Genomic DNA, 14,807 nt, shown 5'->3' with positions numbered 1-14,807 from the left:
CCTACGGAACACAGTTGATCTGGCGTTCTTCGGCAACGATTTCATGTTTGGCGTTATACAGGCGTGCTTGCGGGGTGAACGCCATGGAGCGGGCCTGAAGCAGGTAACGCTGACCGGCTTCGAAATGATCGTACTTGATGATCATGTAGCACAGCCGTTCCGTGCCACCATCCATTAGGTCCGAACTTCCACCCGGCACTTCGAAATCGAAGCGAACAGTCAACTCATGACTACCCGGAGTGACCTGGAAAAAACGTCCATCACGCAATCGCTGGTTGTCCAGACGCTCGGCCATCAACAATTTGTCGTTGGGAAATGGCGTAGAGAAATCGACCCACGCCATTTGCGGATTAGCTGCCGGCATCGGTGTCGAACAACCGGCCACCGCACTTGCGGTCAGTAACAGCAATAACCTGCGCATGATGAATATCCCGATGTCTGGATACTCAGGATAGCGCTGATCAGGTGCGTTGGCAGCCAGCCGGTGTGCCTTGACCGATGACTTTTCGCTGCTGATCGTAAAGTTTGGCCCACGGGCGGAAGCCAATGTTCCCCGCTTGCAGTTGATAGCGCTCACCGGCATTGAAACCGTTGAATTTCACGTTCATCTGACAATCACGCCACAGCGGCTCGGCATCGGGGCCGATGTTGGTGGGCTGCACCGGAAACTGATAGCGAACCGTCAACTCATGACTGCCCGGCTGCACCTCGAAGTAACGCTTGTCGGTGGCCGCCTTGTTGTCCACCTCCATCGCCAGCAGTGCCGTGTCTTCCTGATGCGACTCCAGATCGATCCATGCCTGCGTCGGATCATGGTGAGGTAGCCCGAACCCGGCACAACCGGCCAGCATCAGCAGGCCTCCCGTCAGCATCAACTTGCGCATAGCGGAGCTCCAGTCAAGCGGGATAGTCTTGCGAGCAGACTCTCCAGAGATTTTTATTTTGATCAGGCCGCGTCCAAGCCTTGGGTTACTTGATCGCGTTTTACGCGTTTTGTTTCCGGGTGCGTTATTTTTGTTGCTCAACGGTTGTTCCAGCATCAGTTACTACAGCCAACTGGCCAGCGGTCAGATGCAGTTGCTGCGGGCACGGGAGCCGGTTTCCAGTGTCATTGCCGACTCTCAGCGAGATCAGAAACTGCGTGCGCATCTGGCCGAATCGCAAAAGGCCCGGACGTTCGCCAGCCGACAGTTGCACCTGCCGGATAACCAGAGTTACCGCTTGTACGCTGACATTGGTCGCCCTTATGTAGTCTGGAACGTATTTGCCACGCCGGAATTTTCCCTGAAGCCGCAAAATCACTGCTTCCCGATTGCCGGGTGCGTGGCGTATCGCGGCTATTACAGCCAGAGTGCCGCTCGCGGTGAGGCGGCGTTGCAGCGCCTGCAAGGCCTGGACGTATCCATCGGCGGCGTCGAGGCGTACTCGACACTGGGCTGGTTCAATGATCCGATCATGAGTTCGATGATGGGCTGGGGCGACGAACGCCTGGCCACGCTGATCTTTCACGAACTGGCGCATCAACGCGTGTACGTGAAGGACGACACGGAGTTCAACGAGTCATTCGCCACCTTCGTCGAACAGGAGGGCACCCGCCAATGGCGTGCCTACCGTCGCCTGCCGCCTGAAAGCGGAGCGCAGGCACGGCAACGGGCTCAATTCATTGAGCTGGTTCTGGACACCCGCAGCCGCCTTGAAAACCTGTACGCCCAGCCCTTGCCGCCGGAGCAAATGCGTCAGCGCAAAGCGGCGGAGTTCGAACGCATGCGCGACGAGTACCGCCAATTGCGCGACAGCCAATGGGCCGGGGATAAACGCTATGACGCATGGATCAATGCCCCGATGAACAACGCGCGGCTGTTGCCGTTTGGGCTCTATGACCAGTGGGTGCCGGCGTTTGCAGCGTTGTTCAAGCAGGCGGGTGGGGATTGGGTGGCGTTTTATATGGCGGCGGAAGAGCTGGGGGCGTTGCCGCTGGAAAAACGTAAAGCGGTGTTGAAAACATTGGCGGGCTCAAAAATCTCTGGAGGTTGAACCGACGTTATCGCGGGCAAGCCTTGCTCCTACGAATTTGCGTCGAGTGAAAAATCCATGAACGACAACAACTCTGTAGGAGCAAGGCTTGCCCGCGATGGCGACTTCATTAGCCGCGCAAAAACGCCTGGTGCATCTCGTCCAGCGTTTCAAAATGATAGGCCGGCGCTTCAGCGCTCAGCTCTTCCCGACTGCCAAATCCGTACCCCACCGCCGCGGCGTCCAGGCCATTGCTGCGTGCGCCAATCAGGTCGTGCTTGCGGTCGCCGATCATCAGCGTATTGGCCGGGTCCAGGCCTTCCTCGGCTACCAAGTGCGCGATCAGCTCGACCTTATTGGTCCGGGTGCCATCGAGCTCACTGCCGTAAATCACTTTGAAATGTTTGGCGAAGTCGAAATGCCGGGCGATTTCACGGGCGAACACCCACGGCTTGGAGGTGGCGATGTAAAGCTGTCGCCCTTGGCCTCCAAGGGTTTCCAGTAGCGGGGTGACGCCATCAAATACACGGTTTTCGTACAGGCCGGTGACTTTGAAACGCTCCCGGTAGAAATTCACCGCTTCCCAGGCCTTTGGCTCATCAAACCCATAGAACTGCATGAACGCCTGCAACAACGGCGGACCAATGAAGTGTTCGAGCCGGGTCAGGTCGGGCTCATCGATGCCGAGCTTGCTCAAGGCAAATTGGATCGAACGTGTAATGCCCTCGCGCGGATCGGTCAGCGTGCCGTCGAGGTCGAATAAAACGGTTTGGTAATGCATGAAAATTCCTGGGCAATGGCGAGGCGCTTTTCGTTATCAGGGGCTTAGTTTTGGTCGTAGCCTTCGGCCAGATGCAGATCCTTGAGTTTCACGTAGTTCGCCGCGCTATAAGTGAAAAAGGCTTGTTCCTTGTCAGTCAGCGGTCTTACCTGCTTCACCGGACTGCCCACATACAAAAAGCCGCTTTCCAGGCGTTTGCCCGGTGGTACGAGGCTGCCGGCACCAATGATCACATCGTCGGCAACCACCGCGCCGTCCATCACGATGCTGCCCATGCCGATCAACACCCGGCTGCCCACGCTGCACCCGTGCAACATGACTTTGTGGGCAATCGTCACGTCATCGCCGATCAGCAACGGGAAACCGTCGGGGTTGAACGGCCCGGCATGGGTGATGTGCAGCACGCAGCCATCCTGCACGCTGGTGCGCGCACCGATGCGGATGCGGTGCATGTCGCCGCGGATCACCGTCAACGGCCATACCGAGCTGTCCTCGCCGATTTCTACGTCGCCGATCACCACCGCCGAGCGGTCGACAAAGGCGCCTTTACCCAGCAACGGCGTGTGGTTCTGGTATTTGCGAAGATTCACGATAGGGTTTCTCTCTGTTGCTGATAGCTGCGGTGAACGTCGATTGTAATTAAGATGGCTGCATGTTTCTTCCAGCCAAGGTGCCAACCGTGAGCGTGAACAACCCTCTTTTGCAGTCCTACGACCTGCCGCCGTTCTCCGCGATCCGTGCCGAGCATGTGCAACCGGCCATTGAACAGATCCTGGCGGATAACCGTGCCGCCATTATCGAGATCCTCAAGACCCAGGGCAAACAACCGACCTGGGCCGGCCTGGTGCTGGCGATGGATGAACTCAACGACCGCCTGGGCGCCGCCTGGAGCCCGGTCAGCCACTTGAACGCCGTGTGCAACAGCGCCGAACTGCGCGAAGCCTACGAGTCATGCCTGCCGGCATTGAGCGCTTACTCGACTGAAATGGGCCAGAACCGTGAACTGTTCCAGGCCTATGAAGCCTTGGCCAACAGCCCGGAAGCCGCCGGTTTCGACGTTGCGCAAAAAACCATCCTGGAACACGCCCTGCGCGACTTCCGTCTGTCGGGTATCGACCTGCCGGAAGCGCAGCAGAAGCGCTATGCCGAAGTGCAGAGCAAACTGTCCGAGCTGGGCAGCCGCTTCTCCAACCAGTTGCTCGACGCAACCCAGGCCTGGACCAAGCACATCACCGATGAAGCCGCCCTCGCCGGCCTGACCGATTCGGCCAAGGCGCAAATGGCCGCCGCGGCACAAGCCAAAGAACTGGAAGGCTGGCTGATCACTCTGGAGTTCCCAAGCTACTACGCGGTGATGACCTACGCCCACGACCGTGCGCTGCGTGAAGAAGTCTACGCCGCCTACTGCACCCGTGCGTCGGATCAAGGCCCGAATGCCGGGCAGAACGATAACGGTCCGGTGATGGAAGAAATCCTCGACCTGCGTCAGGAACTGGCAAAACTCCTGGGCTTCGGCAGTTTCTCGGAATTGAGCCTGGCCACCAAAATGGCCGAGTCCAGCGACCAGGTGCTGAGCTTCCTGCGCGATCTGGCCCAACGCAGCAAGCCGTTCGCCGCCCAGGACCTGCAACAACTCAAGGCTTACGCCGCGGAGCAGGGCTGCGCGGATCTGCAAAGCTGGGACAGCGGTTTCTACGGCGAAAAACTCCGCGAACAGCGCTACAGCATTGCCCAGGAAGCGCTGCGTGCCTACTTCCCGATCGATAAAGTACTGGGCGGTCTGTTCGCCATCGTTCAGCGCCTCTACGGCATCGAGATCGCCGAACAAAAAGGCTTCGACACCTGGCACCCGGATGTTCGCCTGTTCGAAATCAAGGAAAACGGCCAGCACGTCGGGCGCTTCTTCTTCGACCTCTACGCCCGCGCCAACAAGCGCGGCGGGGCCTGGATGGACGGCGCCCGGGACCGTCGCCGCACCGCTGGCGGAGTGCTGCAAAGCCCGGTGGCCAACCTGGTGTGCAACTTCACCCCGGCCGACAGCGGCAAGCCTGCGCTGCTGACCCACGATGAAGTCACCACGCTGTTCCACGAGTTCGGCCATGGCCTGCACCACTTGCTGACCCGGGTCGAGCACGCCGGCGTGTCCGGAATCAACGGCGTGGCCTGGGACGCGGTCGAGTTGCCGAGCCAGTTCATGGAAAACTGGTGCTGGGAGCCGGAAGGCCTGGCGCTGATTTCCGGTCATTACGAAACCGGCGAGCCGTTGCCGCAGGACCTCCTGCAAAAAATGCTTGCGGCGAAGAACTTCCAGTCCGGCCTGATGATGGTGCGCCAACTGGAGTTCTCACTGTTCGACTTCGAACTGCATGCGACTCACGGCGACGGCCGCAGTGTGCTGCAAGTGCTCGAAGGGGTGCGGGACGAGGTTTCTGTGATGCGCCCACCGGCCTACAACCGCTTCCCCAACAGCTTTGCGCACATCTTCGCCGGCGGTTACGCCGCGGGGTACTACAGCTATAAATGGGCAGAAGTGCTGTCCGCCGATGCGTTTTCGAAGTTCGAGGAAGAAGGCGTGCTCAATGCCGACACTGGCCGCGCATTCCGCGAGGCGATTCTCGCGCGGGGGGGTTCCCAGGAGCCGATGGTGTTGTTCGTCGACTTCCGTGGCCGCGAGCCTTCGATTGACGCACTCTTGCGCCACAGCGGCCTGAGTGAGGACGCGGCAGCATGAGTGAGGGTCCCGTGATTACCAAACGACGCTTTATCGCCGGGGCGGTTTGCCCGGCCTGCAGTGAGCCGGACAAGTTGATGATGTGGAACGAAGACAGCGTGCCGCATCGTGAATGCGTGGCTTGCGGATACTCGGACACGCTCAATGAACAAGGTTTGTCGGTGCCCAAGGAACTGGGCACCCGGGTCAATACGTCTGCCCTGAAGGCACCTGATACCAAGGTTCAGGCAGTGCAGTTTTTCCCGAACCCGAAGCTGAAAAAGAAACCTGACGAGCAGCATTGAGTAGAAAGACGCCTCCCGATGCGCAATGCAGTGGGAGGCGTTGTTGTTACTGTAGATGAGCGGACTGGAACCAGTTTTTCATCGAACACGCCGCGAACGGGCTCGTGCTGCAATCGCCATTGGCCAATGCAGTGCGAAGCTTGTCCACGTCAGCCTGCATCATGTAACGGATGCCGTCCTTGAAGTGAGTGCTGTCTCCAAAGCCGCCCTGGGTCATTTCGCTCAGCGCGTCCTCCTTGCTCCATCCCTGCATCACCACCCGATACATGGCCGCGATCAGGCCGGTTCGGTCTGAGCCGTGTTTACAGTGCATCAGCACCGGGCCATTGGTTTCGGCAGTTCGAATGGCCCGTAATGCCTTGAGTATGTCGGCATCATCGACGTGGTTGGTTCGATAAGGCAGATGTACTTGAGTGATTGCAGGCGTGGATAACCAGTTTGCGTCCGACTCAGGTAGAAAACTGATGACTGTTGCGACCTTGAGTCTTTCCAATAACCGCAGCGCTCCACTGTCGGGTAATGCACTGCGGTACAACGTCGGCGACATTTTAAACAGGTTGTATTGCACTTCGACCGGTTGTGCCCATTCTGCCGGACGGCGCAAATCGGCATCATCGGCGTACACCGGTGCCAAGTGAAGCAATACGACCAGTGATAAACACATCACCGAAATAAAACGCAGAAAGAACATGCTGGGTGACCGTCAGGATGGAAGCTGGACATTGAGGTCAAGCTTGCATCCTGATCAGTCAAAGACCCGTGAGCTATCTGTCAAAGAAACGTGAACCCTTGCATCAAGGATTGATAATCGCCGCATAAGCCTTGGCCAGTGCCTCTAACTTGGCCTTGTCCCCTGCACCAATGACCCCGTCGCGGTCTACATCCTTGTTAACGTTTCCAATACTGAAAGAGTTGCCAAGATCTTTGGACGTGGCCGAAAAAAAAACCGAATCAACCAAGGTTTCGATTTGTTGTTGATTCTCCGCATCCCAACTTAGCTCTTTACGAGCAAGTTGCAACGAAACAAGAGTATTCGGCTCCGAAGGGCTCGGCCGCATGAGTTGTAGAAAGATGCCACGCTGATTAAAGAAAGACATAAACAAATCCTTTTATTTATTTTGCTTAGTGGGTGTTACTTGGAGGTAAGAATATAGAAGGTAACGTTTAATCGAGCGACGCCTTATATGTTTCTTCAATTTACCAGTTGCCGGACACGTTATTTGGAAGATCTGCCCAGCCTAGTAAAAAGCTGAACGGTACTGGTTGATAGGGGCAACCTCGTATACTGTATGAATATACAGACCAAGGAACACCTTCGATGGCGACCATCCTGCCTCCCCGCGGTCGCGGCACTGCGGCCAACCCGCACAATCGCTTTGCTCCGAGCCGCTCGGTAGCCGAGGACGACGGCTGGCATCAGGAAGCGCCAGTGACTCAAGGCACCGAAGTGCGCATCGAGACGGCGAAAAGCATCATCACTCGCAACAACTCACCAGACCTGCCCTTCGACCGCTCGATCAATCCTTATCGTGGGTGCGAACACGGTTGCATTTATTGCTATGCGCGCCCCAGTCACGCCTATTGGGACATGTCGCCGGGGCTGGATTTCGAGACCCGGTTGATCGCCAAGACCAATGCAGTGGAGGTGCTGGAACAGCAGTTGTCCAAGCGCGGCTATCAATGTGCGCCGATCAACCTCGGTTCCAACACCGATCCGTATCAGCCGATCGAGCGCGAGTACAAAATCACCCGCCAGACTCTCGAGGTATTGCTGCGCTATCGCCATCCCGTGACCATCATCACCAAAGGTTCACTGATTCTTCGCGATCTGGACCTTCTGGCCGAACTTGCACAGCAAAGGCTGGTGGCGGTGATGATCAGCCTGACTACCCTTGACGACGAGCTCAAACGCATCCTCGAACCCCGCGCCGCGGCGCCCAAGGCCCGGCTGCGAGCAATCAGGGTCATGCGTGATGCGGGCATTCCGGTGGGTGTGCTGTGTTCACCGATGATTCCGATGATCAACGACAGCGAACTCGAAAGCCTGCTCACTGAAGCCCAGGCGGCCGGGGCGCAAAGCGCTGCCTACATGATGTTGCGCCTGCCGTTGGAAGTGGCGCCGCTGTTCGAGCAATGGCTGGCCGCCCACTATCCGCAACGGGCGGCGCATGTGTTGAGCCTGATACGCCAGAGTCGTGGCGGTGAGCTTTACGACAGCCGCTTTGGCGCACGAATGCGCGGAGAAGGACCGTTTGCCGATTTGCTGGCGCAGCGCTTTGCCAAGACCATCAAGCGCCTGGGGCTTAATCATCGGGAAGGCTTCAACCTGGACTGCGACGCCTTTTGTCCGCCGGGTCGCCAAATGTCACTGATTTGAGGACAATTGGCCTATGGTTGAGTACTGAAGAACGCGCTCGAAGATTAAGCTGGTCACGTTTTTTGTGACCTGGAACACACGTTCTAGAGCGCTTTATTCAGTTTGAGTTAAGATTCGGCCGCTACCTTGTTCATCGAGTGACTGACGGGTCGAGGCCTTCGACCTGGATGTTTTTTATACAGCCACTGGCTTCACACCGGACTTCACGGAAAACTCCCTGACTCCGCCAAAGAGGATGAATCATGAGTGACAAGGATAAACAGCCGTTGGCTGCGTCGGCTTCCACCCAACCCGAGGCGGAAACCGCCGATGCAGCGCTGCAGCATATCGTTGACGGCTTTTTGCATTTCCATCATGAGATCTTTCCGCAACAGGAAGAGCTCTTCAAGAAACTCGCCACGGCTCAACGCCCGCGAGCCATGTTCATCGCCTGCGCCGATTCGCGCATCGTTCCTGAACTGATCACCCAAAGCGCCCCCGGCGACCTGTTCGTGACGCGTAACGTCGGCAACGTCGTACCGCCTTACGGACAGATGAACGGAGGTGTCTCCACGGCGATCGAGTACGCGGTGCTGGCCCTCGGTGTGCACCACATCATCATATGCGGGCACTCCGACTGCGGCGCGATGCGAGCGGTGCTCAACCCCCAGAGCCTGGAAAAAATGCCTACGGTCAAAGCCTGGCTGCGGCATGCCGAAGTGGCGAAGACCATGGTCCAGGACAACTGCAACTGCGCGAATGAAAGCGAAAGCATGCACATCCTCACCGAAGAGAATGTCATCGCCCAATTGCAGCATTTGCGCACTCATCCATCGGTGGCCTCGCGAATGGCTAACGGTCAGTTGTTTATCCACGGTTGGGTCTACAACATCGAAACCAGCGAAATCAAAGCCTACGACGCCGATCAGGGATGTTTCCTGCCGCTCAATGGCAGCCTGCCCGTTCCGGTGGCGACGCCCAAAGCGCGCTTCTAAAACCTCCTAAATCCGTATGGTTCAGTCGAGGCTGCCGATCAGGCAGCCTGGCTTCGCCATGCCTGAAGAAAACTTCGGGAGAATCACCATGCGTGCTGCGCAATTCAAAAATGTTTTACCAAGGGAGCTGCTGGCTTCCGTGGTCGTTTTTCTGGTCGCCCTGCCCTTGTGCATGGGCATTGCCATTGCTTCGGGTTTACCTCCGGCCAAAGGCCTGATCACCGGGATTATTGGTGGCCTGGTCGTTGGTTGGCTGGCCGGTTCGCCCTTGCAAGTAAGCGGTCCCGCCGCCGGTCTGGCGGTACTGGTATTCGAACTGGTACGTCAGCATGGCGTGACCATGCTCGGGCCGATATTACTGCTCGCAGGTTTTCTGCAATTGGTGGCCGGCCGTTTGAAACTGGGCTGCTGGTTCCGCGTGACAGCGCCTGCCGTCGTGTACGGCATGCTTGCCGGGATCGGTGTGCTGATCGTCCTCTCACAGGTGCACGTGATGCTCGATGCGGCGCCAAAGCCGTCAGGGCTGGATAACCTCGCGAGCTTTCCCACCGCAGTCGCCCAGGCTTTGCCATCCGTTGGCTGGCAGGCCGGCCTGCTCGGGTTATCGACCATCGCCGTGATGTGGCTATGGGAAAAGCTGCGTCCGCATTCCCTGCGTTTCATACCTGGCGCCTTGCTCGGTGTGGGTCTCGCCACTACCGCCAGCCTGCTCATGTCGTTGCAGGTCAAACGGGTGGAGGTTCCGGCCAATCTGGCTGAAGCCATTGATTGGCTGCGACCGGCAGATTTGCTCAATCTGGCAGACCCTGCCCTGCTCATCGCTGCCTTTGCAGTGGCTTTCATCGCCAGTGCCGAAACCCTGCTGTCGGCTGCCGCAGTAGACCGGATGCACAGCGGCCAGCGCTCGGACTTCGACCGGGAACTGTCGGCGCAAGGCGTCGGCAACATGCTCTGCGGGCTGCTCGGCGCACTGCCGATGACGGGCGTGATCGTGCGCAGCTCTGCCAACGTCCAGGCCGGCGCTACCACGCGTTACTCGACGATTTTCCACGGCCTGTGGCTGCTGGCGTTCGTTTTGCTGTTGTCGAGCGTGTTGCAAAGCATTCCGGTGGCTAGCCTGGCGGGTGTGCTGGTTTATACCGGCTTCAAGCTTGTGGATCTCAAGGCTTTCCGCGGTCTGGGGCGCTACGGCCGGATGCCGATGTTCACCTATGCCGCCACCGCATTGGCCATCGTTTTCACTGACTTGCTGACCGGCGTATTGATCGGCTTCGGCCTGACGCTGGTGAAGCTGGCATTGAAGGCTTCACGGTTGAAAATCAGCCTGATCGATCTGCCCGAGGCAGGAGAAATGGAATTGCGCCTGACAGGCGCGGCGACTTTTCTCAAAGTGCCGGCGCTGACCAAGGTACTGGCGACCATTCCCGCAGGCGCGACAGTGCACGTGCCGCTCAATAACCTGAGCTACATCGATCACTCATGCCTGGAACTGCTGGAAGAATGGGGTCGGGCGAATGCAGCCAAAGGTTCGAAGCTGTTGATTGAGTCGCGGGGGTTGAAGCGCAGGCTTGAAGGGCGGGTTCGGACTAATACGGGAATTGGCGCGGCTGGCTGAGGGCCAATGTAGGAGCGAGCCTGCTCGCGATGGCGGCGAATCAGTCAACTGTAATGTTGAATGACTAGGTCTCATCGCGAGCAGGCTCGCTCCTACAGGGGATTGTGTTTACCGGTAGATCAGGCCACCGTCTGATCCAGCTCCAGGCCTACCCCCAAACGGCGCGACATGCACGGCCAGCGCTTCCACGCAGCACCGGTATCCGGGCTATTGAGCTTCTCGCGGTAGGCTTCCACCGACTCCAGCGCAAAGCTGTCATCGTTGAGCATTTCGTCTACGGCGTGGTGGACTGCCTCATCCAGTTGGTTGGCAAATTCCTCACCGATCAACTGGTGGGCAATCAGGTTGGCGACCGTCATGTCCAATGGGATCAGTGGCTGGCCAAAGTGCTTGATATACAGGTCGTTGACCTCTTCGACAAACCGGTGGGCCAAATAGGCTTCGTCCAGCAGGCTGTCGAGCCCGACGTGCCCGGCCATGATTGCCGGTGGCTGGATGAAGTACTGCTCGGCGATTTTCAATACCGGTTTGATCTGTGACTCGATGCCCGCTTCCCTTGCGACTTCATTGGCTGCATCCAGCAGATCGGGCACTTCTTCGATATAAGCGGCGACAAAACGCGTGAGCACGCCGTTGGTATCGGTCTCCGGCAACTGGATCGCCGGGTGTAGATGAGGCAGTTTGCTTTCCAGCTGACGCGTCAGCAGGCCGGTCTCGGCTTCGTGTTGTTGGGCTTTTTGGATCTGCTCGCGCAATGCGGCGGTGTTCATGAAAACTCCAGGAAACAAAGGCAATGAAATAGGGAAGACATAACTTAGCTGGCTTACGAAAAATGCTAAGACGCATTTGTCATAATTATTTCATCCTTGAGACGCCCGCGTTATATCGGTTCGCCACCACTCGTCTGCATCCTTCTCCATTCGTGCCCCGCAACGCAAGTTAATGCTGTTTCAGATGATTTACGCCTTGGCATTGCGAGGTGAGAGTCGCTGTCTATACTCGGGTTGGAATGGAGTTAGCTGATGACGCCCGACTGCACACGCAGCAAGGCTCGGCAATTCAAGTTCGTAGTCTGATGCAGCCGCTCCCTTGCCGCAGGTGAAAGCCGGCGGGATAACAAGAACGATAAGGGGAACCCGCAATGATGCGACATCCACATGTCTGGATGGGCCTCCTGTTGTGGTCGATTTTCAGTCAGGCGCAAGCGGCCTGGACTGTGAATATGGCGCCTGGAGCGACTGAAATCAGTCACGCTGTGTTTGACCTGCACATGACCATTTTCTGGATCTGTGTGGTGATCGGCATCATCGTCTTTGGTGCGATGTTCTGGTCGATGATCCTGCACCGCCGCTCGACAGGGCAGGTGGCGGCCAAGTTTCATGAAAGCACCACCGTCGAAATTCTGTGGACCATTGTGCCCTTCATCATCCTCGTGGCCATGGCGGTTCCCGCGACGGCGACCCTGATCAAGATGTACGACGCCAGTGAGCCGGATATCGATATCCAGGTCACCGGCTATCAATGGAAATGGCATTACAAATACCTGGGCCAGGACGTCGAGTTCTTCAGCAACCTGGCCACTCCCGCCGACCAGATCCACAACAAGGAAGCCAAGAGCGAGCACTATTTGCTTGAGGTCGACAAGCCATTGGTGCTGCCGATCGGCGCCAAGGTGCGCTTCCTCGTGACGTCCGCCGACGTGATCCACTCATGGTGGGTGCCGGCCTTTGCGGTCAAGCGCGATGCGATCCCGGGGTTCGTCAACGAAGCCTGGACGCGCATCGAAAAACCCGGCATCTACCGTGGCCAATGCGCCGAGCTGTGCGGCAAGGACCACGGGTTCATGCCGATCGTGGTCGAAGTCAAGGAAAAGGCCGATTACGAGAAATGGCTGGGCGAGCGCAAGGCGGAAGCTGCGCAACTCAAGGAACTGACCAGCAAGGAATGGACCCTCGACGAGCTCAAGGAGCGTGGCGACAAGGTCTATCACACCACTTGCGTGGCCTGTCACCAGGCTGAGGGGCAGGGGTTGCCGCCGATGTTCCCGGCCCTCAAAGGCTCGAAAATCGCCACCGGCCCGATCAAGGATCACCTGAACATTGTCTTCCACGGCAAGCCCGGCACGTCCATGGCGGCCTTCGGCAAGCAACTGTCGGAAGTCGATATCGCCGCGGTCGTGACCTACGAACGCAACGCCTGGGGCAACAACAAGGGCGACATGGTCACGCCGAAAGAAGTGCTTGAGCTGAAACAGGCGGAAAGCAAATGACCCGGTCCATTGCTCACCTCAGGAACCGGTCGGGGCAATGCGCCCCGGCCTGCCCAGCCCATCCGGTTAAAGGAGACAGGCCATGAGCGCCGTAATCGATGACCACGGTCATGCCGACCACGCCCACGGCCCCGCCAAAGGCCTGATGCGTTGGGTGCTGACCACCAACCACAAGGACATCGGTACGCTGTACCTGTGGTTTGCGTTTTCCATGTTCCTGCTCGGCGGCTCGTTCGCGATGGTGATTCGCGCCGAGCTGTTCCAGCCAGGCCTGCAAATCGTCCAGCCGGAATTTTTCAACCAGATGACCACCATGCACGGCCTGGTGATGGTCTTCGGTGCGGTGATGCCGGCGTTCGTCGGCCTCGCCAACTGGATGATTCCGCTGATGGTCGGTGCGCCGGACATGGCCCTGCCACGGATGAACAACTTCAGCTTCTGGCTGTTGCCGGCAGCGTTCATCCTGTTGGTCTCGACCCTGTTCACCCCGGGTGGCGGGCCGAACTTCGGCTGGACGTTCTACGCCCCGCTGTCGACGACCTACGCGCCGGAAAGCGTGACGTTTTTCATCTTCGCCATCCACTTGATGGGGATCAGTTCGATCATGGGTGCGATCAACGTGATCGCCACCATCCTCAACCTGCGTGCCCCCGGCATGACGCTGATGAAAATGCCGCTGTTCGTCTGGACCTGGCTGATCACCGCGTTCCTGCTGATCGCGGTGATGCCGGTACTGGCCGGTTGCGTGACGATGATGCTGATGGACATCCACTTCGGCACCAGCTTCTTCAGTGCTGCCGGCGGCGGCGACCCGGTGCTGTTCCAGCACGTGTTCTGGTTCTTCGGTCACCCCGAGGTGTACATCATGATCCTGCCGGCCTTCGGTGCCGTCAGCTCGATCATCCCGACCTTCTCGCGCAAGCCGCTGTTCGGCTACACCTCGATGGTCTACGCCACGGCCAGTATTGCGTTCCTGTCGTTCATCGTCTGGGCGCACCACATGTTCGTGGTCGGCATTCCATTGGTGGGCGAGCTGTTCTTCATGTACGCCACGCTGCTGATCGCGGTACCCACGGGCGTGAAGGTGTTCAACTGGGCCAGCACCATGTGGCAAGGCTCGCTGACGTTCGAGACACCGATGCTGTTTGCGGTGGCATTCGTGATCCTGTTCTCCATCGGCGGTTTCTCCGGGCTGATGCTGGCCATCGCCCCGGCGGACTTCCAGTACCAGGACACTTACTTCGTGGTCGCGCACTTCCACTATGTATTGGTGCCGGGTGCGATTTTCGGGATCTTCGCGTCGGCCTACTACTGGATGCCGAAGTGGACCGGCCACATGTACGACGAAACCCTCGGCAAGCTGCACTTCTGGCTGTCGTTCATCGGCATGAACATGGCGTTCTTCCCGATGCACTTCGTGGGCCTGGCGGGCATGCCGCGGCGGATTCCGGACTACAACCTGCAATTCGCCGACTTCAACATGGTGTCGTCGATCGGCGCATTCATGTTCGGCGCCACGCAGATCTTCTTCCTGTTCATCGTGATCAAGACCATTCGCGGCGGCCCGCCGGCACCGGCCAAACCGTGGGATGGGGCTGAAGGCCTGGAATGGAGCATCCCGTCGCCGGCGCCGTATCACACCTTTACTACGCCGCCGGAAGTGAAATGAACACTTTGGCCCTTGCGGGAGAGAGACAGTGTGGCGAGGGAGCTTGCTCCCGCTCGGCTGCGAAGCAGACGCGATGTTTTTGGGGCCGCTTCGC

General features: G+C 58.3%; 15 protein-coding genes. 8 read left to right on the top strand and 7 right to left on the bottom strand.

Features of this window, described 5'->3' with window-relative positions:
• Position 1: 1 nt before the first annotated feature.
• Both D8U18_RS06570 and D8U18_RS06565 read right to left on the bottom strand, forming a co-directional pair.
• Positions 2-421 carry a hypothetical protein gene (locus tag D8U18_RS06570; RefSeq protein ID WP_056854473.1) on the bottom strand — a complete coding sequence of 140 codons (420 nt, stop codon included), beginning with the start codon at positions 419-421 and terminating at the stop codon, positions 2-4.
• A 40-nt stretch (positions 422-461) separates the two neighbouring features.
• Positions 462-884 (bottom strand): hypothetical protein, encoded by a 423-nt coding sequence (locus tag D8U18_RS06565; protein WP_056854472.1) that lies wholly within the window; start codon positions 882-884, stop codon positions 462-464.
• Between the two features lie 58 nt (positions 885-942).
• Between D8U18_RS06565 and D8U18_RS06560 the strand changes: the two genes are divergently transcribed.
• A complete protein-coding gene (locus D8U18_RS06560) occupies positions 943-2,034 on the top strand; it encodes an aminopeptidase (protein WP_131107306.1) in 1,092 nt (363 codons plus the stop codon).
• Between the two features lie 109 nt (positions 2,035-2,143).
• Here D8U18_RS06560 and D8U18_RS06555 read toward each other — a convergent pair whose 3' ends face one another.
• Together D8U18_RS06555 and D8U18_RS06550 are read right to left on the bottom strand one after the other, a co-directional pair.
• Positions 2,144-2,794 (bottom strand): HAD family hydrolase, encoded by a 651-nt coding sequence (locus D8U18_RS06555; RefSeq protein ID WP_056854470.1) that lies wholly within the window; start codon positions 2,792-2,794, stop codon positions 2,144-2,146.
• Between the two features lie 44 nt (positions 2,795-2,838).
• The gene (locus tag D8U18_RS06550) at positions 2,839-3,384 is read right to left on the bottom strand and encodes a gamma carbonic anhydrase family protein (RefSeq protein WP_056854469.1); all 546 of its coding nucleotides are present in this window, start codon (positions 3,382-3,384) and stop codon (positions 2,839-2,841) included.
• An 89-nt stretch (positions 3,385-3,473) separates the two neighbouring features.
• On the opposite strand from D8U18_RS06550, the gene prlC reads away from it, so the two are divergent.
• Together prlC and D8U18_RS06540 are read left to right on the top strand one after the other, a co-directional pair.
• Positions 3,474-5,525: an oligopeptidase A gene (prlC, locus tag D8U18_RS06545; RefSeq protein ID WP_131107305.1), complete on the top strand. Its 2,052-nt coding sequence runs from the start codon at positions 3,474-3,476 to the stop codon at positions 5,523-5,525.
• Positions 5,522-5,809 carry a YheV family putative zinc ribbon protein gene (locus D8U18_RS06540; RefSeq protein WP_056854468.1) on the top strand — a complete coding sequence of 96 codons (288 nt, stop codon included), beginning with the start codon at positions 5,522-5,524 and terminating at the stop codon, positions 5,807-5,809. Before prlC ends, D8U18_RS06540 begins: the two co-directional genes overlap by 4 nt.
• Positions 5,810-5,855: 46 nt before the next feature.
• Here D8U18_RS06540 and D8U18_RS06535 read toward each other — a convergent pair whose 3' ends face one another.
• Together D8U18_RS06535 and D8U18_RS06530 are read right to left on the bottom strand one after the other, a co-directional pair.
• Positions 5,856-6,500, bottom strand: coding sequence for a tyrosine-protein phosphatase (locus D8U18_RS06535; RefSeq protein ID WP_131107304.1), 645 nt, complete (start codon positions 6,498-6,500; stop codon positions 5,856-5,858).
• A gap of 103 nt (positions 6,501-6,603) precedes the next feature.
• Entirely contained in the window at positions 6,604-6,906 is a 303-nt protein-coding gene (locus D8U18_RS06530; RefSeq protein WP_131107303.1) for a hypothetical protein, read from the bottom strand.
• A gap of 221 nt (positions 6,907-7,127) precedes the next feature.
• On the opposite strand from D8U18_RS06530, the gene D8U18_RS06525 reads away from it, so the two are divergent.
• The 3 genes from D8U18_RS06525 (at position 7,128) to D8U18_RS06515 (ending at position 10,775) form a co-directional block, all read left to right on the top strand.
• Positions 7,128-8,186, top strand: a complete 1,059-nt coding sequence (locus tag D8U18_RS06525) for a PA0069 family radical SAM protein (protein WP_056854465.1) — start codon at positions 7,128-7,130, stop codon at positions 8,184-8,186.
• 242 nt (positions 8,187-8,428) lie between these two features.
• A complete protein-coding gene (locus D8U18_RS06520; RefSeq protein WP_056854464.1) occupies positions 8,429-9,160 on the top strand; it encodes a carbonic anhydrase in 732 nt (243 codons plus the stop codon).
• Positions 9,161-9,248: 88 nt separating this feature from the next.
• Positions 9,249-10,775: a SulP family inorganic anion transporter gene (locus tag D8U18_RS06515; protein WP_130905138.1), complete on the top strand. Its 1,527-nt coding sequence runs from the start codon at positions 9,249-9,251 to the stop codon at positions 10,773-10,775.
• Positions 10,776-10,894: 119 nt separating this feature from the next.
• Here the strand turns inward: D8U18_RS06515 and D8U18_RS06505 are convergent, their stop codons facing one another.
• Positions 10,895-11,545, bottom strand: a complete 651-nt coding sequence (locus D8U18_RS06505) for a hypothetical protein (protein WP_056854366.1) — start codon at positions 11,543-11,545, stop codon at positions 10,895-10,897.
• Between the two features lie 371 nt (positions 11,546-11,916).
• Here D8U18_RS06505 and coxB point away from each other — a divergent pair, with 371 nt between their 5' ends.
• Complete coding sequence (gene coxB / locus D8U18_RS06500) at positions 11,917-13,044, top strand: cytochrome c oxidase subunit II (protein ID WP_130905137.1); 1,128 nt, start codon at positions 11,917-11,919, stop codon at positions 13,042-13,044.
• Positions 13,045-13,126: 82 nt separating this feature from the next.
• Entirely contained in the window at positions 13,127-14,713 is a 1,587-nt protein-coding gene (gene ctaD, locus D8U18_RS06495; protein WP_056854364.1) for a cytochrome c oxidase subunit I, read from the top strand.
• Positions 14,714-14,807 lie beyond the last annotated feature (94 nt).

The sequence above is a fragment of the Pseudomonas sp. Sample_10 genome (genome assembly GCF_004321495.1).
Taxonomy (GTDB): Bacteria; Pseudomonadota; Gammaproteobacteria; order Pseudomonadales; family Pseudomonadaceae; genus Aquipseudomonas.
This window is presented reverse-complemented; position numbering and strand designations above follow the sequence as displayed.